This is a genomic window from Microtetraspora sp. AC03309 (assembly GCF_020826795.1).
Lineage (GTDB): Bacteria > Actinomycetota > Actinomycetes > Streptosporangiales > Streptosporangiaceae > Microtetraspora > Microtetraspora glauca.
This window is the reverse complement of the sequence record NZ_JADDIL010000018.1, coordinates 80,623-101,271: the sequence shown is the minus strand read 5'-3', so window position 1 is coordinate 101,271 and position 20,649 is coordinate 80,623. Positions and strand designations below refer to the sequence as shown.

The following is a 20,649-nucleotide window of genomic DNA, read 5'->3' as shown; positions in this document are numbered from 1 at the left end:
ATCCACCGACGGCCGCGCCGCACCAGTGGGGCCGGGCTCGGCTCAGCCGCGTATGCTCTCGCCGCTCGGCTCGTCCAGCGGGGTCAGCTCGGCCGAGGCCGCGTCGTGGTCCATCCCGGTCGCCTCGAGCAGATCGACGGCGATGGAGCGCAGCTGCGCGATGATGACGTTCGCGGAGAAGCCCAGGTTCTTCGGCCGCTCCCGGGCGGCGACGGCGAGCAACGCCTGCCTGGCCAGCATCGGTTCGCGCCCGGCCCCCAGTTCGAGCTGAAGCAGCAGCGCCGCCTCCGAGACCTCGCGCAGCACCTCGGCCAGCGCGGCCGGCGGCGGGCTGGACTCCCCCAGCGCCGCGAGCGTGCGGCGGACCAGCACCCGCGCGTTGCGCAACGCCAGGTCCACCGGTACGGCGGCGGTCTCGTACCTGGCCAGTCTGGCCCGGTGATGCCAGCGCAGCGGCGAGATCCTGATGATCTCCTTGCCGTTCTCCAGCGCTGCCGCGAACTCCTCGACCGCCGTCTGTGTCCTTCGTCCGCACTCCAGGGCCTCGGCGGCCAGGTCCATATCGCCCTTCTCGATCGCCTCCGCCGCCTGCTCCAGCACGGTGGAGAAGGCGTCGAGCACGCCGGACAGATGCTTGCCCGCGATGGTGAGCGGACTGGCGGGCAGCAGCGCGACCACCGCGATGCCGATGACGCCGCCGGTGAGAGCGTCGGCCATCCGGTCCAGCCCGCCGACGTCCTCGCCCGGCACCAGCATGGCGACCAGCACCGCGGACGACCCGACCTGCGACACGAACAACTCGCCGCTGTTCAGCAGCCCCGCGATGCTCATCGCCAGCGCGATCACGAGCGCCATCTGCCAGGGGCCCGAGCCGATCCAGGACACCAGCAGGTCGCCGATGCCCACGCCCAGACTGACACCGACCACCAGCTCGACCACCCTGCGCAGCCGCTGCCCGAGCCCCACACCCACGCAGATCATCACCGAGATGGGCGCGAAGAGGGGATGGGCGTGGCCGAGTAGATGAACGGCGACGATCCAGGCCAGCGCGGCGCCGACGGCACACTGCGCGATAGAGGGCACAATCAGGCCAAACGTACCCAGCCGCTTCCTAACTTGATCACTGAGCCACGTTCGCACTCCTCCACGATGGCGGATTTTTATGACATTGGGATCACATTTGCCCTGAATTCTTCTGATTCGAACCATTCGGCGAAGGCCGGGGTGGCCACGACCTCGTGCGGGTGCTCCGCCCTCTTCGCCGGTACAGTCGGCCGCATGTACTCGACGCGGGTCACTCAGCACGTGAACGCGCCGCGTTCGGCCGTTTACCGGGCGCTCGTGGACGCGGACGCGATCGCAAAATGGCGGGTACCAGCGGGTATGAGCAGCCACGTCCACGAGTTCGACGCACGCGAAGGCGGCTCGTTCCGAATCTCGCTCACGTACGACGAGCCGGGACCGACCGGCAAGTCGGCGTCGCACACCGACACGTACCATGGCCACTTCGCGGAGCTCGTTCCGGACGAGCGAGTGGTCGAGGTGTTCGAGTTCGAGACCACAGATCCCGCCCTGCGCGGGACCATGACGATGACGACGACGCTTACCGACGCCGGTGGCGGCACCGATGTCGTCATCGTGCACGACGGAATCTCCGACGCCGTGCCCGCCGCCGACAACGAGACGGGCACGCGGATGGCGCTGGCGAACCTGGCCGCGCTCGTCGAGGGCGGCCAGGCGTCAGCTCCCGCCGAAACCGCGAGGTAGGCGCTCGCTCCCGGTATCCAAGTCGCCTCGCTGGGACGGCCCCGGCCGCTCGTCCCCGTCTCCACACGGTCCGTGCTCGCCGGCATGATCGACGCCGTCAGACCGCGGCCGGCACTTTCCCGCGCCAGGGATTACTGATGGAGTGGACAGGGTGAGCAGGGGTCACAGGGCGGTCCCCCGCACGGCCGACATCGCGCTGGAGGCGTGGGCGGACAGCCGGGAGGAGTGCCTGGCCGAAGCGGTGCGGGCGCTGGTGGAGACCTTCGCCGACATCGGCGAGGCGGTGCCGGACGGCAGCGTCATGATCGCTCTGGCCGAGGAGACCGACGAAGGGCTTCTCGGCGCGCTGCTGGACGAGGTGGTCTACCAGGTCGAGGTGCCCGGTCGGGTGGCGGTGGACGTGTCGATCGACGAGAGAACGGGCGTCAGCCGGGGACAGGTCGAGATGCGGCTGGCGACTGTCCCGGTAGGGGCGGTCGGCCACGTCGGCGGGTCGCCCACTGCGGTCGCGGTACTCGGGCTGCGGTTCGGCCGTGAGGCCGGGATGTGGCACGCCCACGTCGTGGTCGACGTCTACCCGAGAGACCGTACGTTCAGATGAAACCGCACGTTCAGATGAAGCCGGCGTCGCGCACCTTCATGGCGACCTGGACACGGTTGTCGGCCGCCAGCTTGGCGAAGATCCGTGTGATGTTCGCCTTCACGGTCGCGACGCTCATATAGAGGCATTCGGCGATTTCGGCATTCGAGCCGCCCTTGGCCACTTCGATGGCGACCTCGCGCTCGCGTTCGGTGAGCGTGGCCAGCTCCCGCCGCGCCTCCACCTGCCGCGGTTCGCGCGCACCGGCTGCCGCGGCGATCACCTGGCGGGCGACACTCGGCGACAACACCGGCTCCCCCTTCGCCGCGGCGCGAACGGCCTCGATCATCTTCGGTGGCGGCGTGTCCTTCAGCAGGAACCCGTCGGCCCCGAGCCGCAGGGCCCGCAGCACCATGTCGTCGGCGTCGAAGGTGGTGAGCACGAGGATCCGGGGCGGCTCCAGCCACGCCAGCAGCAGTTCGGTGGTGGCCAGCCCGTCCTGGTTGGGCATCCGGATGTCCATCAACACGACGTCGGGCCTGAGGTCCCGGATCACGTCCATGGCCTGCCGACCGTCCTCGGCCTCGCCGACGAGGTCCAGGTCGGGCTCGCCGCCGAAGATCAGGCGCAGCCCGGTTCGCACCATCGGGTCGTCATCCACGATCACCAGTCGAGTCACGATGTGCAGCCTCCCATGGCAGCCGGGCGTCGAGGATGAAGCGTCCATCCCGGGTGGCATGGCGGAGGGTTCCGCCGGCCATCCGGGTTCGTTCGGCCAGGCCGACCAGACCCAGCCGGCCACCGGGCCCGGCCGCCGTCCCGTACGGCGCCGGATTGCTCACCCGGATCCGCAGGCCGTCACCCGGGCGCCCGCCGAGCGCGGCCGTCACCCGGCTGCCCGGCGCATGCTTACGCGCGTTGGTCAGGGCCTCCTGCACGATCCGGTACGCGTGCCGACCGGTCTGGGGCGGCAGCAGTTCCCGGTTCTCTATGGTGTCGTCCACCTCGATCCGCTGGCCGGCCGCGCGTACTTCGTCGAACAGGGCGTCCAGGTGGGCCAGGGTCGGCTGCGGTGCCTCGGGGGCGTCGTCACGCCGAAGCTTGCCGAGCACGGTGCGCAGTTCGTTCAGCGACTGGTGCGCGTTCTCCTGTATCGCCAGCGCGATCTCGCGGGTCTCCTCGGCGGTGAGGTCCGTCCGGTACGCCAGACCGCCGGCGAGCATCGACAGCAGCGAGATCCGGTGCGCCAGCACGTCGTGCATCTCGTGGGCGATCGCGACCCGCTCTGCCAGCTTGGCCTGCTCGATCCGCTGCAGCTGTTCGCGCTCCGCGGCCAGCGCCGCCTCTCGCTGTGAGGCGGCCAGGTCGCGACGCCCGCGCAGGTAGAGGCCGAAGAGGGTCAGCACGCCGAGGACGGCGGTTCCGGTCAGCATCGAGACGATGGTCGCCTGGTTGACGCCGTACCAGCTGGACCGCACGGCCAGGCACAGCCAGGACACGACCGCGACCGGCACGAACTGACGCCACCGACGACGCGTCCCCAGGGATACGTACGCGACCTGGGCAGGGCCGGTCGCCGTGGTGGAGAAGGCGGTCAGCAGGGCGGTCGCCAGCGCGGTCTGCCACGGCCGGCGCCGCCGCCCGCGCATCAGAACCAGCCCGATCAGGCCGAGCCCCACGTCGACCAGTGCCGCTGAGAGCCGGTCCCGCTCCTGCGAGACGATCACGGCCAGGACGACGCCGTAGAACAGCATCGGCAGCACGGCACACAGATAACGCAGCGCGACGCCCGGCCGGTCCAGGGGTGGTCGGTTCTCCGTATGGGCGTGCACGGTCCACAGCCTAGGGACGGCCGGGCCGATGCCTTAGCGACCTGGGTCGACATCCGGCCGGCCTCAGGTCGAGAACCGAGGCGTCATGTCCGGCCCTCCGTCCGGCGGCCGTCGACCTGGGTCCGATGTCCGACGGCCGCGCAACCGATGAGCTGGATCCGTGATCGAGTTCAGGAACGTCAGCAAGATCTACAAAGGTGTGAAGGCGCTCGACGACGTGTCCTTCACCGTAGAAGCCGGGAGCGTCACCGGTTTCCTTGGGCCCAACGGCGCCGGAAAGTCGACCGCGATGCGCATCCTGGTCGGGCTCTCCCGCGCCACGGCGGGCTCGGCCACCATGCTGGGCCGGACGTACGCCGAGCTGGCCTGCCCGGGTTTCCATGTCGGCACGCTGCTCGACGCCGGCGCCCAGCATCCCGGCCGCACCGGGCGGGAGATCCTGACCCTGGGCGCGATGATGCTCGGCCTGCCGAGGTCGCGGGTCGACGAGGTCCTCGACCTGGTCGGGCTGACCGGCCGGGAGAGCGGACGGACGGTCAGCGGCTACTCGCTCGGGATGCGGCAGCGTCTCGGCGTCGGCCACGCCCTCCTCGGACGGCCGAAGGTGCTCGTCCTGGACGAGCCCGTCAACGGTCTCGATCCGCAGGGCATCCGGTGGATGCGCGGGCTGCTCCACGGCCTCTCGGACTCGGGGTGCTCCGTACTGCTCAGCTCGCACCTGCTGCACGAAGTGGAGCAGGTCGCCGACCACATCGTGATCATCGGCCGGGGCCGCGTCCTCACTCAGGGCACCGTCGACGAGCTCAACCGGGGCCAGAGCCTCGAACAGACCTTCTTCGAACTGACCGCGAACGCCGATCGGAGCACGACGTGACCGACACCGGGATTCCCCCGACCACGAGCACCGTGAACGGCGCCACAACGGACGACGTCCCGGCCATCGGCTCGCAGTCCACGGACATCCACCGGCCGCCGATCCCGTTCCACCGGCTGCTGTCGGTCGAGGCGCGCAAGCTCTTCGACACGCGGACCGGCACGATCATGACGGTGATTCTGGGCCTGGTGACGGTCGTGGCCATCATCGGGCGCGGTGTCGTCGTGGGTCCGGAGCTGCACACATTGGTCGGCACCGCCGGAATCGGGTTCGGGACGTTGCTCCCCGTGCTCGGCATCCTCACGGTGACCGGCGAATGGAGTCATCGCACCGCCCTGACCACGTTCACGCTCGAACCCCGACGCTCGCGGGTGATGGCGGCCAAGTGCCTGCCACCGTTGATCACGGCCGTGGCGGCCTCTCTGCTCGCGATCCTGATCGCAGCGGCGGTGACGGCCGTCGTCGCCGGGGTTCGGGACGTCCCGGCCACCTGGGAGATCGCGCCTCTCGCCCTGCTGGGCTGGACCGTGACGAACGTTCTCGTGGTCGCGACGGGGCTCGCCCTGGGCATGCTGCTCATGAACGCGCCGGCCGCGATCGTGGTCTGCTTGTCGGCTCCGGTCCTGTGGGCCGTAGTGAGCAGGCTTGGCGCCGTCGGCGAGATCCTCGCCGAATGGTTCGACCTGAACACCACCGCCACTCCCCTGATGGACGGCGACATGACCGGCGGCGACGCCGCCCGGCTGGCCACGTCGACGATCCTGTGGATCGTCATCCCGATGACGGCCGGCATGGTGCGAGTGATCCGTAAGGAGGTGAGCTGACACGGGTCGCAAGCCGTCCGAACGCGTCGCACCCTCACCCTGGTCGTCCTGCCGGGCCGCAAGCTGATCACCGGGCCGAAAGGCGGCGTGCCGTCATCCGCGGGGCCGGGAGGCGTAGGGCAGCAGTGCCATCTCTCGGGCGTTCTTGATCGCGCGGGCCAGCTGCCGTTGCTGCTGTACGGTGACGCCGCTGACCCGGCGGCTGCGGATCTTGCCCCGGTCGGAGACGAACCTGCGCAGCAGGTCGGTGTCCTTGTAGTCGATGTAACCGACGCCCCGCAGCGGATTGCTCTTCTTGCGTGGGGTACGGCGGGGCTTCATACGATCTCCTTCAGGTCGAGGATGGGGCGAACGGGTCGTCGTAGTCGGCCCAGGCGCCGGGACCGGCCTGTTCCTCCTCCCGGGTGAGCAGGCAGGCGTCGAGCAGTTCGTGAATGTGCTCGCGGTCGAGGTCCGGGCCGGTGAAGACCAGGTGCTGGACGCGGTCGCCGCTGACCGGGTGCCAGTTCAGGGTGGCGGCCACACGGCGGGCCGGGGAGATCCCCTCCCAGGCGGGCGGGGTGCAGCGGGCGCACATGGTGCCACACCACCGTGGTGATCTCGTCGTCCTGGGCGTCGCAGGGGAGCTGGGCCGTGGCGGGGTCGACGCGTTCGGCCAGCTCCGCGGTGCACAGTGCGGCACCGGTGAGGTGGGGCGGCGCGGTGAGCTCGTGGATCGGCGTGAAGGGCGCGAGGTGGCCGAGCACTCCCCGGGAGAGGTCGGCGGTGGACGGCGACAGATCCGGGGTGCTCCGTCAACAGCCTGTCGACGGTTGCCGTGCGGGCCGAGGCGTGCAGGCCCGCGACGAGGACGACAGGGGTGGACACGACACCTCCAGTTGCGGGAATGAAAACGGTTGTCGTTATCATTACACATCTCGCAACGAGAGAGGATCCGATTTGGCCAGGAACGAGCTACGCCCGGTGATCAAAATCCGATCGACCGCCGGGACCGGCTACACCTACGTGACCACGAAGAACCGGCGCAACGACCCCGACAGGCTCACGCTCCGCAAGTACGACCCGATCGTCCGCCGACACGTGCGCTTCAGGGAGGAACGATGAAAAAGGGCATCCACCCCAGCTATCACCCGGTCGTCTTCCGGGACCCGAGCGCGGACTTCGCGTTCCTCACCCGGTCCACGATCACCAGTGACAGGACCATCGAGTGGACGGACGGCAACACCTACCCGGTGGTCGACGTCGACGTCTCCTCCGCGAGCCACCCCTTCTACACCGGCCGCGGCCGCGTCCTGGACACCGCGGGCCGCGTCGAGCGGTTCAACCGGCGCTACGGGAGGGACTGATGTCCGCCCGCTGCTAACTGACCGGCGCCAAGCCGGTCTTCGGCAACAACGTCTCCCACTCCCACCGGCGCACCCGGCGGCGGTGGAACCCCAACATCCAGCGCCATCGCTACTGGCTACCGGGCGAGGGCACCGGAGCAGCGCGCGCGAGCCGTACGGGAACTGGGCCGGCAGCCGCGTGACGCCAGCGCGACCCGGGTGCGCAACCGCGACTCCGTCGACGGCCGTCCCCGCGGCCATCTGACCAGGTTCGGGCTCTCCCGGATCCGTTTCCGGCAGATGGCCCACCGGGGCGAGCTCCCCGGCGTCACGAAGGCGAGCTGGTAGCCATGGCCGTGCCCAAGCGCAGGACCTCCCGCAGCAACACCCGGCATCGGCGCAGCCAGTGGAAGGCGACCGCTCCCGACCTCGTCCCGATCACGGTGAACGGCCGGGACCTCCTGGTCCCTCGCCGTCTCGTACGCGCCTACCAGCGGGGGTTCATCACGGTTCGATGAAACGAGCCCGTGGGGGCGACGCCTCGCAGACGGTCCCCCTCGCGCCGTGGCCGGGCGGACGCCCGGCCACGGCGCGCCGGACCTCGGCAGTGTCGGCCCGGCCACCTCGTCGTCTCTCCATCTTTCCTAGAGTGACCGCGTGAGCCAGAACGAAGCGACCGAGATCCAGTTCCGCAGCGACGTGACCGTCGAGCTGATCAAGCATGCGGCGTCCGACGCCGATGTGCTGTGGGCGGCCCGGGTGTCGACCAAGGGGGAGAGCTCCCTGGAGGAGATCCAGGCCGATCCGGAGCGCTCCCGCGGCCTGATCAACTTCCTGATGCGGGATCGGCACGGCACTCCGTTCGAACATTCCTCGATGACCTTCTATGTACGGGCGCCGATCTTCGTGTTCCGGGAGTTCATGCGGCACCGGACGTTCAGCTACAACGAGGAGAGCGGCCGCTACCGGACGTTGGAGCCGGTCTTCTACGTGCCCGCCCCGGACCGCAAGCTGGTCCAGATCGGCAAGCCCGGCAAGTACGAGTTCGTCGACGGCACGGAGGAGCAGCGCTCGCTGGTCGCCGAGACCACCAAGGAGAGCTACCGCCAGGCCTACCGGGCGTACGTGGAGATGTTGGAGGCCGGTGTCGCCCGCGAGGTGGCGCGTACCGTACTCCCGGTCGGCCTCTACTCCTCGATGTACGCCACCTGCAACGCCCGCGCCCTGATGAACTTCCTGTCGCTGCGTACCAGGCGCGAGGATTCGGCCTTCCCGTCGTTCCCGCAGCACGAGATCGAGATGGTCGCCGAGAAGATGGAAGCGATCTGGGCCGAACTGATGCCCCTCACCCACGCCGCCTTCCAGTCCTCCGGCCGCGTCTGTCCCTAGGGGTTCTGACAAATGTTGCCCGTCGCGACAACAGCAACGGGGCGGCCCGTCTCGCGGGAGACAACCGGGAGGATGTCGGGGAACGGCAGGGCCCGCGGCCCCACCAGCGCAGCGAACGGAGTCTCCATCGCCGTCGCGCACGCTAAAGAACGCACTCCTAGTCAGTGAGGACACCAGTTCCTCGGTGCTCCGCGAGAAACGCGGTGACCTCCGCCAACGCTCCGTGCTGATCCTCTGGGTTGTCGGCGTCCTGAGGTTGGAACGACGCCAGGATTTCAGCGATCAGCTCCTCGTCCAGGACGGGAACGACGTATTCGGGCAGCGTGCCGCGGAGAAAGAGGAGAGCGTAGACCCGTCTGGCCGGGCTGGGAAGAGCTTCTTCGCCCGAGTCAGTCATTTTCCCCAGCCAGACGCGAGGTGCGCTCATCACGAGATCGTCGAGCAGCGGAGCCTCCTTGGCGTTCCACCATCTCCTGATCTCGTCGGCAGGAATCTCCTCACGGACGGCCACCAACCAGCAGTCACTTGTCCAACCCACGAGGCCATCATGGTGCCTGCGGATACCCGTGCGATCAGCGTGCGACTGGACAGGGTGACGAGAAGAAGACGAGCTGCCGGTCCACAGGTTCAGGGCCGAACCCAGGCGCCTTACCGCCCGCACCTTTTCTGACCTGCCCGCCAGGCATGCCGAGCGGCCATAGCGCGATAAATGGGACCACCCGCCGCACGCCCGCGGTTCGCTTCCCATGCGACTCCTCCCGGCATACGATCAGCCGTCATGACCGATGCTTTTGACAGCCTTATATTGCTGTTTCCAATGGTCACCCTTGGACATGCCGCATACCGCGCATTTCTGAATCCGGTGAATGCGTCCGCGATTTTTCGCAGAGGGTTCCTGATCAGCGGCGTTGCATTGTTCCTCTTATCCCTGATCGAAGCGGCCGGATTCTTAGGCCGCTACTTCTCCGCACGTCCTGAGACGTCCGACATCGCAGTGAAGGCAGGCTTCGGGATGATGATCGCGGCCCTCGTCTGCGCAGTCGTCGAGCACGGGAAGAGGGACCATAAAGGATGATCGGCGAGTGAGTGCCGCCGCGACGGCCGCGACGCGGCGCTCCGGTTCCCGGAGGTGGCCATGTCGCCACCCTCTGGCTATTCATCGTCGTACTCGTCGATCCATACGCACGCTCCAGCCTTGTGGAGGAACCCGATGGCTTCCTCGTTGAGGAGCAGCCCCAATCTGGTGGAACCCGACCCCGGCTCGAATGAGCGGAATATGACGAGGTCGGCTTCACTGCCTTGGGCCGTCAGCTCTCCGATTAGCTCGCCTGCGTTAATCAGTCGGCCCAGCAGGGCCTCCACCTGATCGTCGAGCGAAGCGGTCTCCGGAAGACCTGAGCCCACGATCCACTCATGGCACGGCGGTATCAGGCGCCCGGTCCGGCTGCCTCGCGATTCCCTGGCTTCGGTCCGGCTGGGAGTGATCCCTAGATGATCAATTCCAAGGGGTGCCTGCGGAGGGTGTGGGGGTGGGCGGTCAGGCGTCAGGGTCGACTTCGGGGTGCGTGAACCGCACCGGCTTGCCCAGCGACCGGGCGTAGGCGATTTCGGCTCGGGTGCTGTCTCCGATGTAGTCGCCGACTACGAGCACCTCATCAGCGAGCCGGATCTTCGCCCGGTGCAGATCGTCGAGTCGAACCTTCAGCGCCTCGGCCTCGACAGGATCGGACCAAAGTTCGTGCGGCGACTTCATGTCACAGCCCGGTTTGACGACAATCTTTCCGGCTTTGGTCTCCCGCAGATCGGCCTCGTTCATCTCGGTCATGAAACGGGTGGAGCCGCAGATCACGACGATACGCGGGAGGCTCAACAGCTTCTTCGCGTCGGCGAGCTTCTCCTCGGGGGTGAGCAGTTGCGGGTATGACACTGGTTCCTCCTGGTGGTGTGGTCCAAGGGGTGCCTGCGGAGACGAGAACGAGGGTGTCCAAGATCGTCTTATGGCGAACGACGTGGACACCCTCGCGACAGCAATCTATGCGACGACCGACGACATGCTGAAGGAGCATCCCGACCTGGCGCCGTGGCGCCCGCCGGTCGGCATTACGCCCCGCCTGAGCGATGCCGAACTGGTCACCCTCGCCACGATGCAGGCCATACTCGGCTACACCTCCGAGGCCAAATGGCTCCGCTACGCCCGTGCCCACCTGCGCCACCTCTTCCCCTACCTGCCCCAGCAGCCCGGCTACAACAAGCGGCTGCGCAAGGCCGCCGGTCTGATGCGAAGCGTCAACCGGATCCTGGCCACCACCACCTCGGTGTGGAGCGACGACGTATGGGTCGTGGACTCCACCCCGGTGGAATGCGGCCGCTCCCGCGAGACCGTCAAACGCTCCGGCCTGGCAGGCTGGGCCAAATGCGGCTACTGCGCCAGCCACAGCCGCTTCCTCTGGGGCCTGCACCTGCACCTGGTCTGCACCCTTCAGGGCCTGCCCATCGCCTTCGCCCTGACCGGGGCCAAGGCCGACGAACGCGAGACCCTCCTTGACCTCCTGGCAGCCGAATGCAAGCTTCTGCGAGAGCGCCCCCGACAGACTCTCATCGGCGACAAGAACTACTTCGGCCGTGGTTTCGAACGCGAACTGTCCGAGCGTGGAGTCCAGTTGCTGCGGCCGGCCCGTAAAGGTGAACGGGAACGGCCTGCAGCCCTGTTCAAGCCGCTGCGTCAGGTCATCGAATCGATCAACGAGACCTTCAAAGGACAGCTTGACCTCGAACGGCACCGAGGGCGCACACCCGGAGGGGTCATAGCCCGCGTCATGCAACGCATCCTCGCGCTGACCGCCGCGATCTGGCACAACGACGCCACCGGACAAACCGTCCTACGCTCACTGATCGCCTACGATCACTGACCCCTTGGAATAGATCATCTAGGTGCCTGGTGATCTGCTCGGGAGATAGATGATTGGACCGGATCATGAAGTACACACGTTGCTCGATGATCACCTGAGCAGGGTAGGTGCTTCAGTTGTCCGCACGGGATCGTCTTTGACGGATGAGGCGCTTCACGTCCGGCGGAGCCTAGCAAATCAAGGCCAGGAGACCCCGATACAGAGCCGGTCCGTCGCGATTCCTGGTGCGATCGACAGACGAAGTCCACCTACCACTGCCCGTACGGTCAGTGATTGACCATGTGCGCCCCGTCGGCGAAGTTCAGGCTGAAGCGCGGCAGCGTAGGGCCGACCTCCACGGAATCGGAGAAGTCGTAGCGCGGCGCACCCGGTTCGAACGGGGAGAGTCCGCCCTCGCCCCACGGGTCCCCGGGGCCACACCGATCGGCCACCCAGTGCAGCACCTCCGTCCCTTCCTCCGCCAGCCTGTCCCGCTCGCCCCGCAGGTACCGCGCGACCTGCGGGGCCATCCGGCATGGACCGTCCTCGTCCCCGGGCGGCTCGATTTCGAGCCCGTCAGACGTGCGGATCTCCCAGAGGTCCTCGACCCGGCTGAGCCGCCTGGCGCAGAAAGGCCTTCACATCGGTATGCCCGAGGGCCAGCAGCAGGTCCACCCGGTCCCGCCCGGTGGTGAACCAGCGGTCCGGGCAACGCCGTACCTCCGCCGGCCACGTGGCGGCCCGCATGGGCGCGCCCGGGAGCCATTCCTCCTCGTAGCACACGGCGTCCGCAAAAGCCGCAATTCGCGCCACCCATAAAAGGGTTTTGGGATAGTTTGCCCCCTTGTTCGCACCACCCGATCATGGAGGTAGACAGATGGCTGACGGGCTGACCCGACGTGATTTCGGCCGAACGGTGGGCTTGTCCGGGCTCGGGCTGGCCGGCGCCGGCCTCCTCACCGGGCAGGCGGGCACGGCGCACGCCGCCGCCGCGTCGTGGAGAACGACCGGCACCCTGGGCGCGGGGCTGAGCAGCTTCGACAGCACGATGAAGGCCTTCATGCAGGCCAGGAACATCTCCTGCGGATCGCTGGCCGTGGCGCGCAAGGGCAAGCTCGTGCTGGCCCGCGGGTACACCTGGACGACCAGCACGGTACTGAAGACCCAGCCGACCTCGCTGTTCCGGATCGCCAGCCTGAGCAAGCCCATCACCGCGGCGGCCATCCTCAAGCTGGTGCAGGATGGCAAGCTCAAGCTCACCGACCGGCTGCCCGACCTGCTCACCCTGACGCCTCCGTCCGGCAAGACGCTGGATCCGCGGCTGGCGAACGTGACCGTGCTGAGGTTGCTGCAGCACCTGGGCGGCTGGGACTCGTCCGTCACCACCGACCCGATGTTCAGCGACCTGACGATCTCCAGGGCGCTCGGTGCGGCGCTGCCGGTGGGCCAGGCCGACATCATCCGGTACGCCAGCGGCCTGACGTTGAACCACGACCCCGGCAGCACCTACGCCTACGCCAACTACGACTACATGCTGCTCGGGCGGATCATCGAGAAGGTCAGCGGCATGCCGTACGCCACGTACGTGCAGCAGAAGATCCTCGGTCCGCGCGGAATCACCCGGATGAGGCTGGGGCGCACGCTCAAGGCCAACGCCGTCACCGGCGAGGTGCCCTACGTCTCGCAGTACTCCGGAAAGACGGTGTTCGACGCTTCCGCCGCGTCCGTCCCGGCCCCGTACGGCTCGTTCAGCCTGGAGAACATGGCCGCGCACGGCGGCTGGCTCGGCTCGGCGGTCGATCTGGTCCGGTTCGCCGGGATCTTCGACGCCGCGAGCTCGGTGCTCACTTCGACGTCGATCTCCCGCGCCTTCGCCCAGCCCGAGACCGGCGTCAACGACGGCGGCTGGTGGTACGGCTGCGGCTGGTCGGTCCGCAACGTCACCGGCGGGCGCAACACCTGGCACACCGGCAGCCTCCCCGGCACGTCCACCATCCTGGTGCGGCGGTATGACGGGCTGACCTGGGCGGCGCTGTTCAACCAGCGTGACGACGCGTCCGGCCTGAGCTACTCCGACATCGATTCGGCCCTGCACAAGGCCGCCAACGCGGTGACGACCTGGCCCACCGGCGACCTGTACGGCACCTACCTCTGACGGGAGCGCCGGGGCGGTGCGGAGATCATGAACGGCGTCGCCGGACATCGCGCGCACCGGCCGGCTGGGCTGGGCCGCCAAGGTCGACAATCAGCCTCCCCGCCCTGGCCGCAACGTGCTGATCTGCGTCTACGCCAAGGGCCGTCCACCCCGGGCACCCCGCCCGGTGAGGCTCCCGCCCCGACCCCGGTCACCGGCTCACCTGACGGTCACCGGCTGATTTGACGGTGGGCCCGCGCGCACCCCGCCGCGCGGGCCCTTCGCCTGTCAGCCCGTCCGGCGCCGGAAGGCGGTGCGGTAGTCGCGCGGGCGTCGTCCGGTGTGCCGGGCGAAGAGGGCTGCGAAGGTGCCGGAGTCCCGGTAGCCGACCGTGGCGGCGATGGCGGCGACGGTGCCGTCCGTGGTCTCCAGGAGGTGGCGGGCGCGGCGGACGCGGGAGCTCTGCAGGTACTCCAGCGGGCTCTGTCCGGTCTCCTGCGCGAAGCGGCGCAGCAGCGTCCGGGTGCTGACGTTGAAGGTCTCCGACAGTGCGGCGAGGTCGTATCGGGCGGCGAGGTTCTGGTCGAGCCACCGCATGACCCTGCGGGAGAACTCGTTCCCCGGCCGCGGGAGAAGCCCGGCGTCGACGTAGGGGGCCTGGGACGATCGTGCGTCGTCGACGAGCGCCACCCGCGCGGTCCTCCGCGCCACGCCGGCGCCGCTATGGCGGCGGATCAGCTCCAGCGCGAAGTCGTACATGGCGCTGAAGGCGGCGGTCGTCGTCACTCCCGTGTCGGTAACGACCATCTGTTCGGGCCGGACGTCGGCGTCCGGGCAGCGCCGTGCCAGTTCGTCCGCGAAGAGCCACGCCGTCGTCGCCCGCCGCCGCTCGAGCAGGCCCGCCTCGGCCAGCAGGAACGCCCCGACGCAGATCGCGACGACGGCCTCGCCTGCGGCGGCGTGGGAGCGGATCGCCGCGATCTCGGGGGCCAGCGACGCCAGTTTCACGTCCACATCAAGGCCGGGCGCGAGTTCGAAGCCGGGCACGACCAGGACATCGACGTCGCGCAGCGGAGAAACGGCCAGCACAGCGCCACCGGATGCGGCGACGCGACGGCGAGGCGAGACGACCGACACCTTGTAGCCGTCGCGGTCCGGGCCGGCGATGTGCGCGGCCATCGTCAGGAGATCGGGGATGCCGAACACCTCGGACGCGAAGCACCCCGGATAGGCCAGCACCCCGACCCGCAACGCGCTCATATCCGCCTCCTCGTCCGTGGCGAGATTACCCTTATAAATGGCGATCCGGCCTATCCCGGTGCAAGGGAACGGCAGTCCAGGCTTGTCCCCATGAACGCAGCCAACGGGCGTCTTGACGACGCGATCACGGACTTCTCCCGCCGACGGGTGAACGTTGACGGGGTGGTGAAGACGGTGTACGTCTCGGGGGCCGGACCTGGTGTCGTACTGATGCCGGAGATGCCCGGCATCAGCCCGGACGTCCTCCGGCTGGCGCGGTGGGTGCGGGACGCGGGGTTCACCGTGTACGTCCCCTCGCTGTTCGGCGTCGACGGGGCCTACCCCACGGCCGAGGACGGGGAGAAGGTCGTCCGCCGCGCGTGCGTCAGCGCCGAGTTCCGTGCGTTCGCCGGGGGCGGCACCAGCCCCGTCACCGCGTGGCTGCGCGGCCTCGCGCGGCAGGCGCACGGCGAGTGCGGCGGTCCGGGAGTCGGCGCGATCGGTCTGTGCTTCACCGGCAACTTCGCCCTGACCATGACGCTTGAGCCGTCCGTCATCGCGCCGGTGGTCAACCACCCGTCGCTGCCCCTGGACGATCCCGCGGGGCTTGAGCTCAGCGACGAGGACGCCCGCGCCGTCCAGGATCGCGTCGAGCGCGACGGGCTCACGGTCCTTGCCTACCGGTTCGACAACGACCGCTGGTGCACCGGCCAGCGCTTCGCCGCCTACCGGGCGCTGCTCGGCGACGCCTTCGACGGCCGCGTCCTACCGGGCGGCGCCGCCAACACCGACCCGCCCCCGTTCTTCCGTGACATCGTCGGAACCCCCCACAGCGTCACCACCGCCCACCTGGTCGACGAGGACGGCCACCCCACCCTGAAGGCAAGGGACGAGATCCTCGCCCACCTGACCGCCCGCCTGCACCCCTAGCTCGCCGCACGCTTGATCAGGCGGCGGTCCGCCCTGCTCAGGCGGTTCCAGGGCGAGACCACCCACCCGGCCTACTCGGCGATGCCGGAGGTCGGCTGCGCCCAAAGAACCATCTTCATGGCTCGCTGGCTGCGAAACCGCGACCTGCAGCACGAAACCGAGTCCGGTTGCTCAATATCGCGATTCGGAGGTTCTCGGGACTGCGCGCACGGCCCTACTGGACGTTCAGTGCGGCCGTGGCGCTCCTCCCGGTCGTCGTGTTCGCGACGTTCCCCGATGTGTGGGCGGCGCTGCGCTGGTACTGAGCGCATCCTCGTCGCGTCACCGCAGGTGCCCGCCGCGACCCATTGCCCTATTGAGAAGAATTCTTTGCATTGATATCTTCTCATAATGTCCACGTATCAGCGGCGAGAACTCGCCGACGTCGAAGCGTTGAAGGCGCTGGCCCATCCGCTCCGCCAGCGACTCCTGACGCGGCTGCAGCGGCGGGGCGCGGCCACCAGCGCGATGCTCGCCACCGAGTTCGGCGAAGACCGCGGTGCCACGAGCTACCACCTGCGCCAGCTCGCCCGGTACGGGTTCATCGAAGAGGACACCGCCCGGTCGGAGGGACGGCGGAAGTACTGGCGATCCATTCCCCAGGACCTGCGCCTGCCGGGGTCGGGCACCAGCCCCGAGGTCGATGTCGCGGCGCGCGAGCTCGGCAGGCAGTGGCAGGAACGCGCCGAGGGCGAGCTCGCGGCGTTCCGCGCCAGTGAGGATGACTTCGGTGCCTTCAGCGACGCCGCGCTCAGCTCACTGGGCGGCACCACCCTGACCGCGGCCGAACTGGCCGAGTTCACGGAGGAGTACATCGACCTGCTCAACCGCTGGCGCCGGGAGCCCGGACACGCGCTTCCCGGCGCCCGGCACATAACTGTGGTCTTCCACGCCTTCCCGACTCCGGACGAGAGCGCGTGACATGAGCGTCGCAGGGCGGCAGACCCCATCTTTATGGCGCAACAAGGACTTCCTCGCCTTATGGGGCGGCCAGATCGTCTCCACCCTGGGTACCCGGATCAGCGCGACGGCCCTTCCGCTGCTCGTACTCGCCATGACCGGATCACCGGCGAACGCCGGACTGGTCGGCGCGGCGGGGTCGTTGCCCTACCTGCTGATATTTCTGCCGGCGGGCACGCTGGTTGATCGCTGGAACCGGCGGCGCATCATGCTGGTCAGCCAGATCACCGCGTGCGTCGCGCTCGCCAGCATCCCCGTCGCGCTATGGCTGGACGTGTTCACGATTTCCCAGCTGACGGTCGTCGCCTTCGCCCAAGGAACGTGTTTCGTCTTCTACGACCTGGCGGAGAAAGCGGCCCTCCCCCGGATCGTGCCGCCTTCTCTTCTCCCCTCCGCGATCGCGCAGAACGAGGCCAAGGGACGTGGGGCCTCCCTGGCGGGTCCCCCGCTCGGCGGGCTGCTGTTCGGGCTGGGTCACGCCCTGCCCTTTCTGACCAACGCCCTTTCCCACATGGTGGCCATGATCGGGCTGCTGTTCGTTCGATCGGATCTCCAGGACGAGCGCTCCGCTCCCCGTGACTCGTTCTGGAACGAGACCAGGGCAGGACTGCGGTGGTTGTGGCGGCAGCCGCTCGTCCGGGCCGCGGTCCTCCTGGTGGCGGCCAGCAACATGATCTTCTCGGCGCTCAGCCTGGCGCTGGTCGTCCTGGCCCGCCGGCAGGGCGCCTCACCCGCGGAGATCGGCCTCATGCTCGGCGTCTACGGCGGCGGGGGGTTGATCGGCGCCCTCGTCGCCGGTCGGCTGCACTCCCGGTTCTCTCCGAAGACCGTCATCATCGGGGTGAACTGGATCTGGGCCGCGGTGTTGCCCGTGCTGGCGGTGGCGCCGAACCCGCTGTCGCTGGGCGTGGTCGCCGCCATGACGTCGGCGATCGGTCCCATGTGGAACGTCGTGATCGGCACCTACCAGCTGACGCTGGTGCCGAACGACATGCTGGGGCGCGTCGGCAGCGCGTCCATGACCCTGGCATGGGGTGTCATGCCGCTGGGATCGCTGATCGCGGGCTTTCTCCTCGACACGCTCGGCCCGGTCGGCACGATCCTGGTGCTGGCCCTGGGCATGCTGCTCACCGCCGTCGCCGCGACCGCCAGCCCGGCCGTCCGCCACGCGCCACCGCTGCCCGCCGCGCCGACCGGGGTCCGCATCACGTAGTCACCAGGCCGGCGGAGGGAACGGCCAGGCCGCAGCCTGGCAGTGCCCTCCGCCGGATTCTCGTGCAGCCGTACTCGGCCCCACGCGGCCCGATACCGGGCACCGCCCGCTCAGGCCACTGGAGCATCCGTCAGAGATCCAACCCGACCAGCAGCGGGTCGTGGTCGGAGGAGCGGAAGGCGTCCGGCGCGTACAGGTACGGCGGATTGAACTCGGTGTTGTAGTCCATGAACCGGCCCTCGTCGCTGTTGATGTGCCAGATGGTCGCGCCGCTCACCAGCTTGCTCAGGTTCCGGTCGGCCAGGGCGTGGTCGATCTCGCCGGAGAGACCGCCGAAGACGTAGCTGTAGCGGTCCTTCGCCGAGACGTACTTCTTGCTCAGGCTGGTCAGACCGCCCCGCTCCAGAGTGTGGATCGGGTCCTCCTCGCCGTACGCGTTGATGTCGCCGAGGACGAGCGCGTTCCGCGGCTTGAGGGTGTCGATCAGGGCCAGCAGAGCCTGGGCCTGCTTGACCCGCTTGGCGTTGTAGCAGCTCTGCCCGTCACCCTGGTCGGCGTCGGCGCCGGTGGCGTCACCGTCGACGTCGGTGCAGCCCTTCGACTTGAAGTGGTTGACCAGCACGGTGAAGGTCTGGCCGTTCCCGCTCGCCTTGCGGAACGTCTGGACCAGCGGCGGCCGGTTGAAGATCGGGTCGGGGGAGGACTGCGCCGCCCCGACCGGGGTGACCTTGGCCGGCTTGTAGATCAACGCGGTCTGGATCAGGTCGGTGCCCGGGTTGGGGTGGGTGATCGCCTTGTAGGTGCCCGCGCCGACCTTGGCGTTGAGGGCGTCGACCAGGGCGTTCAGCGCCACGTCGGAGTTGCGCTCGACCTCCATCAGCCCGGCCACGTCAGGGTCGAGGCCCGTGATGGTGGCGACCAGCTTGGCGAGCTGCCTGTCCCTCTCGATGGTTGTGGTGGCGCCCCGGGACTTGAGCGTGGTGAACCAGTTGAGGGTGTTGAGACTCGCGACCCGGACGTTGCCCCCGACCTTCGCGGGCTTGGCGGGACGCGGGTTCTCCGGCTCGAAGACGACCGGCCGGGTCGGCTGGACCCGGTAGACCCCGAAGCCGTAGGTGAGCACCCCGGTCAGGTCCCTGACCTCGTCGCCGATCCGGACGGTGTCCGACCCCGTGGAGCGGTACGGCAGGGTCGCCGGGTTCTGCGTGTCGGAACCGTCGTCGAGCAGGATCTTCCGCCGCGCGTCCTTCTCGCTGTCCACACCCTTGTGGTCGGTCGGCTGCCACAGCCGGCCGCCCTCCGACAAGGTGATCTCGCCGAACCGGCCGAGGTTGTAGATCTCCGAGGCGGCCAGGTCGTCCGTGAAGGTGACGAGCATGCCCTCGTACCGCTCGAAGGAGATCCCCTTCTTGAGCGGCAGCTTCACCTTGGTCGGCTTGATGGTGCCGGTGCCGCAGACGTTGACCGCGGTGGCCGGCGAGACCTCGGTCAGGCCGTTGAACTCGATCACCTTGCCGGAGACGAGCACCCGGTCACCGGCCTTGACCGGCGAGGGGGAGAACACGAACAGACCCTCGGAGGTCGCCGGGTCCTTGTCCGGCGTGGGGTCCTGGATGTAGAAGCCGTTCAACTGGCCGGCCCCCTGATAGGCGCCGGTGACGACGCCCTCGACCCGGACGTCCGTCCCGGCGAGCGGGCTGACGTCGCCGTTCCCCTGCACCTGCGCGATCCGGTGCGTGATCGGGGTGTCGCACGTGGCGCTCGGCGTGGGGGTCGGCGTGGCGCTCGGCGTGGCGCTCGGCGTGGCGCTCGGGCTGGCCGAGGCTGACGGGGAAGCCGACGGGGACGGCTCGTCGCCACCGCACGGCGCCGGCGGCGTGGCGGCGTTGCGCGGGGCGGGGACCGCGGCGTCGAAGTCGGCGCCGTTGTCGCCGCTGTCGGCGCAGCCGCCGCTCTTGCGGATCGCGGCGGTGGTGTTGGTGAGGGCGGGGGCGGGCGTGCCCTTGAAGAAGTTCGCCGCGCCGTACCCGACGAGGTCGGCGACCAGTGCCATCTGGTCGTCGGTGCAGGAGGTGCTGGAGCCGTTGCAGACCAGGCCGTCGGCGGAGCGGACCAGCGCCACCTTGCCCGCCGTGCCGCTCAGGTTGCTGGTGCCGACGTCGTCCGGCGTGGGCAGCGAGCCGCTGGCGGTGGTACCCGCGGCCAACTGCACCAGGTGGTACTGGCCAGGGGCCAGCGTTCCGGAGAGGCTCGTCTTGTTGGCGGAGAAGTTTCCGGTTCCGCTGGCGCTGGTGTACTGCACCGACCAGCCGTCCAGCGAGACGGAGGCGGCGCTGCGGTTGAAGAGCTCGACGTAGTCGTTGGTGAAGGGGGCGCCGGAGTTTCCGCCTCCGCCGTATACCTGGCTGATGACAACGGTCCCCTGCGCCGCGATGGCAGGGGTTGAGGGGAGGGCGGCGATCGAGCCGACGGTGACGCCGGCAGTCACGATGATCGCGAGCGCCCGGGGCATTGCACGCATGGCCCCAGAGATTAAATCGCGCGGTATCCAAATATCCCATCTAATGCGTGGATAAATCATGAATTCGAAATATCGACACTTCCTGTCGATAGAAGTACGGATGATCTGGCGTCATCTGACCTGGCGGGACGGCG

At 68.7% G+C, this 20,649-nt stretch carries 27 protein-coding genes and 2 pseudogenes; 17 read left to right on the top strand and 12 right to left on the bottom strand.

The features are described from left to right. Nucleotides 1–42: 42 nt before the first annotated feature. Nucleotides 43–1,083, bottom strand: coding sequence for an aromatic acid exporter family protein (locus tag IMZ11_RS13240; protein ID WP_228641194.1), 1,041 nt, complete (start codon nucleotides 1,081–1,083; stop codon nucleotides 43–45). A 195-nt stretch (nucleotides 1,084–1,278) separates the two neighbouring features. On the opposite strand from IMZ11_RS13240, the gene IMZ11_RS13235 reads away from it, so the two are divergent. After that, on the top strand, nucleotides 1,279–1,767 hold the full coding sequence (locus IMZ11_RS13235; protein WP_228641192.1) for an SRPBCC domain-containing protein: 489 nt from the start codon (nucleotides 1,279–1,281) through the stop codon (nucleotides 1,765–1,767). 151 nt (nucleotides 1,768–1,918) lie between these two features. Further along, a complete protein-coding gene (locus IMZ11_RS13230; protein WP_228641190.1) occupies nucleotides 1,919–2,368 on the top strand; it encodes an archease in 450 nt (149 codons plus the stop codon). A gap of 10 nt (nucleotides 2,369–2,378) precedes the next feature. On the opposite strand, the gene IMZ11_RS13225 is transcribed toward IMZ11_RS13230, so the two are convergent. Both IMZ11_RS13225 and IMZ11_RS13220 read right to left on the bottom strand, forming a co-directional pair. Next, a complete protein-coding gene (locus tag IMZ11_RS13225) occupies nucleotides 2,379–3,026 on the bottom strand; it encodes a response regulator transcription factor (protein WP_228641188.1) in 648 nt (215 codons plus the stop codon). Further along, nucleotides 3,001–4,179 carry a histidine kinase gene (locus IMZ11_RS13220; protein WP_228641185.1) on the bottom strand — a complete coding sequence of 393 codons (1,179 nt, stop codon included), beginning with the start codon at nucleotides 4,177–4,179 and terminating at the stop codon, nucleotides 3,001–3,003. Before IMZ11_RS13220 ends, IMZ11_RS13225 begins: the two co-directional genes overlap by 26 nt. A 160-nt stretch (nucleotides 4,180–4,339) precedes the next feature. On the opposite strand from IMZ11_RS13220, the gene IMZ11_RS13215 reads away from it, so the two are divergent. Both IMZ11_RS13215 and IMZ11_RS13210 read left to right on the top strand, forming a co-directional pair. Beyond that, nucleotides 4,340–5,053: an ABC transporter ATP-binding protein gene (locus IMZ11_RS13215; RefSeq protein ID WP_228641183.1), complete on the top strand. Its 714-nt coding sequence runs from the start codon at nucleotides 4,340–4,342 to the stop codon at nucleotides 5,051–5,053. After that, nucleotides 5,050–5,877: a hypothetical protein gene (locus IMZ11_RS13210; RefSeq protein WP_228641181.1), complete on the top strand. Its 828-nt coding sequence runs from the start codon at nucleotides 5,050–5,052 to the stop codon at nucleotides 5,875–5,877. Before IMZ11_RS13215 ends, IMZ11_RS13210 begins: the two co-directional genes overlap by 4 nt. A 93-nt stretch (nucleotides 5,878–5,970) precedes the next feature. Here the strand turns inward: IMZ11_RS13210 and rpsR are convergent, their stop codons facing one another. Both rpsR and IMZ11_RS13200 read right to left on the bottom strand, forming a co-directional pair. Then, a complete protein-coding gene (gene rpsR, locus IMZ11_RS13205; RefSeq protein ID WP_228641179.1) occupies nucleotides 5,971–6,198 on the bottom strand; it encodes a 30S ribosomal protein S18 in 228 nt (75 codons plus the stop codon). Nucleotides 6,199–6,208: 10 nt separating this feature from the next. Next, a complete protein-coding gene (locus tag IMZ11_RS13200) occupies nucleotides 6,209–6,454 on the bottom strand; it encodes a GTP-binding protein (RefSeq protein WP_228641177.1) in 246 nt (81 codons plus the stop codon). Nucleotides 6,455–6,816: 362 nt separating this feature from the next. On the opposite strand from IMZ11_RS13200, the gene rpmG reads away from it, so the two are divergent. The 6 genes and pseudogenes from rpmG (at nucleotide 6,817) to thyX (ending at nucleotide 8,591) form a co-directional block, all read left to right on the top strand. Then, complete coding sequence (rpmG, locus tag IMZ11_RS13195) at nucleotides 6,817–6,981, top strand: 50S ribosomal protein L33 (RefSeq protein ID WP_228641175.1); 165 nt, start codon at nucleotides 6,817–6,819, stop codon at nucleotides 6,979–6,981. Then, nucleotides 6,978–7,223 (top strand): type B 50S ribosomal protein L31, encoded by a 246-nt coding sequence (locus IMZ11_RS13190; protein WP_228641173.1) that lies wholly within the window; start codon nucleotides 6,978–6,980, stop codon nucleotides 7,221–7,223. The genes rpmG and IMZ11_RS13190 overlap by 4 nt, the downstream gene beginning before the upstream one ends. Before the next feature lie 17 nt (nucleotides 7,224–7,240). Then, nucleotides 7,241–7,351: pseudogene (rpmB, locus tag IMZ11_RS13185) on the top strand (50S ribosomal protein L28); the annotation flags it as partial. 16 nt (nucleotides 7,352–7,367) lie between these two features. Next, nucleotides 7,368–7,550: pseudogene (gene rpsN / locus IMZ11_RS13180) on the top strand (30S ribosomal protein S14); the annotation flags it as partial. A 2-nt stretch (nucleotides 7,551–7,552) separates the two neighbouring features. Beyond that, a complete protein-coding gene (gene rpmF / locus IMZ11_RS13175) occupies nucleotides 7,553–7,720 on the top strand; it encodes a 50S ribosomal protein L32 (protein ID WP_228641171.1) in 168 nt (55 codons plus the stop codon). Nucleotides 7,721–7,859: 139 nt separating this feature from the next. After that, nucleotides 7,860–8,591, top strand: coding sequence for an FAD-dependent thymidylate synthase (thyX, locus tag IMZ11_RS13170; RefSeq protein ID WP_228641169.1), 732 nt, complete (start codon nucleotides 7,860–7,862; stop codon nucleotides 8,589–8,591). A gap of 157 nt (nucleotides 8,592–8,748) precedes the next feature. Here the strand turns inward: thyX and IMZ11_RS13165 are convergent, their stop codons facing one another. Further along, nucleotides 8,749–9,102 carry a hypothetical protein gene (locus IMZ11_RS13165; RefSeq protein WP_228641167.1) on the bottom strand — a complete coding sequence of 118 codons (354 nt, stop codon included), beginning with the start codon at nucleotides 9,100–9,102 and terminating at the stop codon, nucleotides 8,749–8,751. Between the two features lie 267 nt (nucleotides 9,103–9,369). On the opposite strand from IMZ11_RS13165, the gene IMZ11_RS13160 reads away from it, so the two are divergent. Continuing rightward, nucleotides 9,370–9,666, top strand: a complete 297-nt coding sequence (locus IMZ11_RS13160) for a hypothetical protein (RefSeq protein ID WP_228641165.1) — start codon at nucleotides 9,370–9,372, stop codon at nucleotides 9,664–9,666. A 77-nt stretch (nucleotides 9,667–9,743) separates the two neighbouring features. Here IMZ11_RS13160 and IMZ11_RS13155 read toward each other — a convergent pair whose 3' ends face one another. Next, nucleotides 9,744–10,076, bottom strand: a complete 333-nt coding sequence (locus tag IMZ11_RS13155; protein WP_228641236.1) for a DUF4279 domain-containing protein — start codon at nucleotides 10,074–10,076, stop codon at nucleotides 9,744–9,746. Between the two features lie 52 nt (nucleotides 10,077–10,128). Continuing rightward, on the bottom strand, nucleotides 10,129–10,518 hold the full coding sequence (locus tag IMZ11_RS13150) for a hypothetical protein (RefSeq protein WP_037743720.1): 390 nt from the start codon (nucleotides 10,516–10,518) through the stop codon (nucleotides 10,129–10,131). 70 nt (nucleotides 10,519–10,588) lie between these two features. Between IMZ11_RS13150 and IMZ11_RS13145 the strand changes: the two genes are divergently transcribed. Beyond that, complete coding sequence (locus IMZ11_RS13145; protein WP_228641163.1) at nucleotides 10,589–11,500, top strand: IS982 family transposase; 912 nt, start codon at nucleotides 10,589–10,591, stop codon at nucleotides 11,498–11,500. A gap of 266 nt (nucleotides 11,501–11,766) precedes the next feature. On the opposite strand, the gene IMZ11_RS13140 is transcribed toward IMZ11_RS13145, so the two are convergent. Together IMZ11_RS13140 and IMZ11_RS13135 are read right to left on the bottom strand one after the other, a co-directional pair. Continuing rightward, a complete protein-coding gene (locus tag IMZ11_RS13140; RefSeq protein WP_228641160.1) occupies nucleotides 11,767–12,009 on the bottom strand; it encodes a hypothetical protein in 243 nt (80 codons plus the stop codon). 46 nt (nucleotides 12,010–12,055) lie between these two features. Continuing rightward, on the bottom strand, nucleotides 12,056–12,292 hold the full coding sequence (locus IMZ11_RS13135) for a hypothetical protein (RefSeq protein ID WP_228641158.1): 237 nt from the start codon (nucleotides 12,290–12,292) through the stop codon (nucleotides 12,056–12,058). Nucleotides 12,293–12,356: 64 nt separating this feature from the next. On the opposite strand from IMZ11_RS13135, the gene IMZ11_RS13130 reads away from it, so the two are divergent. Then, nucleotides 12,357–13,634, top strand: coding sequence for a serine hydrolase (locus tag IMZ11_RS13130; RefSeq protein WP_228641156.1), 1,278 nt, complete (start codon nucleotides 12,357–12,359; stop codon nucleotides 13,632–13,634). Nucleotides 13,635–13,901: 267 nt separating this feature from the next. Here IMZ11_RS13130 and IMZ11_RS13125 read toward each other — a convergent pair whose 3' ends face one another. Next, nucleotides 13,902–14,873: a GlxA family transcriptional regulator gene (locus IMZ11_RS13125; RefSeq protein WP_228641154.1), complete on the bottom strand. Its 972-nt coding sequence runs from the start codon at nucleotides 14,871–14,873 to the stop codon at nucleotides 13,902–13,904. Nucleotides 14,874–14,963: 90 nt separating this feature from the next. Between IMZ11_RS13125 and IMZ11_RS13120 the strand changes: the two genes are divergently transcribed. From IMZ11_RS13120 to IMZ11_RS13100, 4 genes are all read left to right on the top strand, one after another. Then, the gene (locus tag IMZ11_RS13120) at nucleotides 14,964–15,782 is read left to right on the top strand and encodes a dienelactone hydrolase family protein (protein WP_228641152.1); all 819 of its coding nucleotides are present in this window, start codon (nucleotides 14,964–14,966) and stop codon (nucleotides 15,780–15,782) included. A gap of 167 nt (nucleotides 15,783–15,949) precedes the next feature. Then, nucleotides 15,950–16,087 carry a hypothetical protein gene (locus IMZ11_RS13110; protein WP_228641240.1) on the top strand — a complete coding sequence of 46 codons (138 nt, stop codon included), beginning with the start codon at nucleotides 15,950–15,952 and terminating at the stop codon, nucleotides 16,085–16,087. A gap of 85 nt (nucleotides 16,088–16,172) precedes the next feature. Then, nucleotides 16,173–16,742, top strand: a complete 570-nt coding sequence (locus IMZ11_RS13105; protein WP_228641150.1) for a helix-turn-helix transcriptional regulator — start codon at nucleotides 16,173–16,175, stop codon at nucleotides 16,740–16,742. 1 nt (nucleotide 16,743) lies between these two features. Next, nucleotides 16,744–17,994, top strand: a complete 1,251-nt coding sequence (locus IMZ11_RS13100) for an MFS transporter (protein ID WP_228641148.1) — start codon at nucleotides 16,744–16,746, stop codon at nucleotides 17,992–17,994. Between the two features lie 130 nt (nucleotides 17,995–18,124). Here the strand turns inward: IMZ11_RS13100 and IMZ11_RS13095 are convergent, their stop codons facing one another. Then, a complete protein-coding gene (locus IMZ11_RS13095) occupies nucleotides 18,125–20,515 on the bottom strand; it encodes an ExeM/NucH family extracellular endonuclease (RefSeq protein WP_228641146.1) in 2,391 nt (796 codons plus the stop codon). Between the last annotated feature and the right edge of the window lie 134 nt (nucleotides 20,516–20,649).

Coding starts and splice junctions, on each gene's coding strand:
- IMZ11_RS13235 (WP_228641192.1), top strand. CDS start 1,279: ATGTACTCGACGCGGGTCACTCAGCACGTGAACGCGCCGCGTTCGGCC.
- rpsR (WP_228641179.1), bottom strand. CDS start 6,198: ATGAAGCCCCGCCGTACCCCACGCAAGAAGAGCAATCCGCTGCGGGGC.
- IMZ11_RS13200 (WP_228641177.1), bottom strand. CDS start 6,454: ATGTGCGCCCGCTGCACCCCGCCCGCCTGGGAGGGGATCTCCCCGGCC.
- IMZ11_RS13190 (WP_228641173.1), top strand. CDS start 6,978: ATGAAAAAGGGCATCCACCCCAGCTATCACCCGGTCGTCTTCCGGGAC.
- rpmF (WP_228641171.1), top strand. CDS start 7,553: ATGGCCGTGCCCAAGCGCAGGACCTCCCGCAGCAACACCCGGCATCGG.
- IMZ11_RS13160 (WP_228641165.1), top strand. CDS start 9,370: ATGACCGATGCTTTTGACAGCCTTATATTGCTGTTTCCAATGGTCACC.
- IMZ11_RS13145 (WP_228641163.1), top strand. CDS start 10,589: ATGGCGAACGACGTGGACACCCTCGCGACAGCAATCTATGCGACGACC.
- IMZ11_RS13140 (WP_228641160.1), bottom strand. CDS start 12,009: ATGGCCCCGCAGGTCGCGCGGTACCTGCGGGGCGAGCGGGACAGGCTG.
- IMZ11_RS13130 (WP_228641156.1), top strand. CDS start 12,357: ATGGCTGACGGGCTGACCCGACGTGATTTCGGCCGAACGGTGGGCTTG.
- IMZ11_RS13125 (WP_228641154.1), bottom strand. CDS start 14,873: ATGAGCGCGTTGCGGGTCGGGGTGCTGGCCTATCCGGGGTGCTTCGCG.
- IMZ11_RS13120 (WP_228641152.1), top strand. CDS start 14,964: ATGAACGCAGCCAACGGGCGTCTTGACGACGCGATCACGGACTTCTCC.
- IMZ11_RS13105 (WP_228641150.1), top strand. CDS start 16,173: ATGTCCACGTATCAGCGGCGAGAACTCGCCGACGTCGAAGCGTTGAAG.
- IMZ11_RS13100 (WP_228641148.1), top strand. CDS start 16,744: ATGAGCGTCGCAGGGCGGCAGACCCCATCTTTATGGCGCAACAAGGAC.
- IMZ11_RS13095 (WP_228641146.1), bottom strand. CDS start 20,515: ATGCGTGCAATGCCCCGGGCGCTCGCGATCATCGTGACTGCCGGCGTC.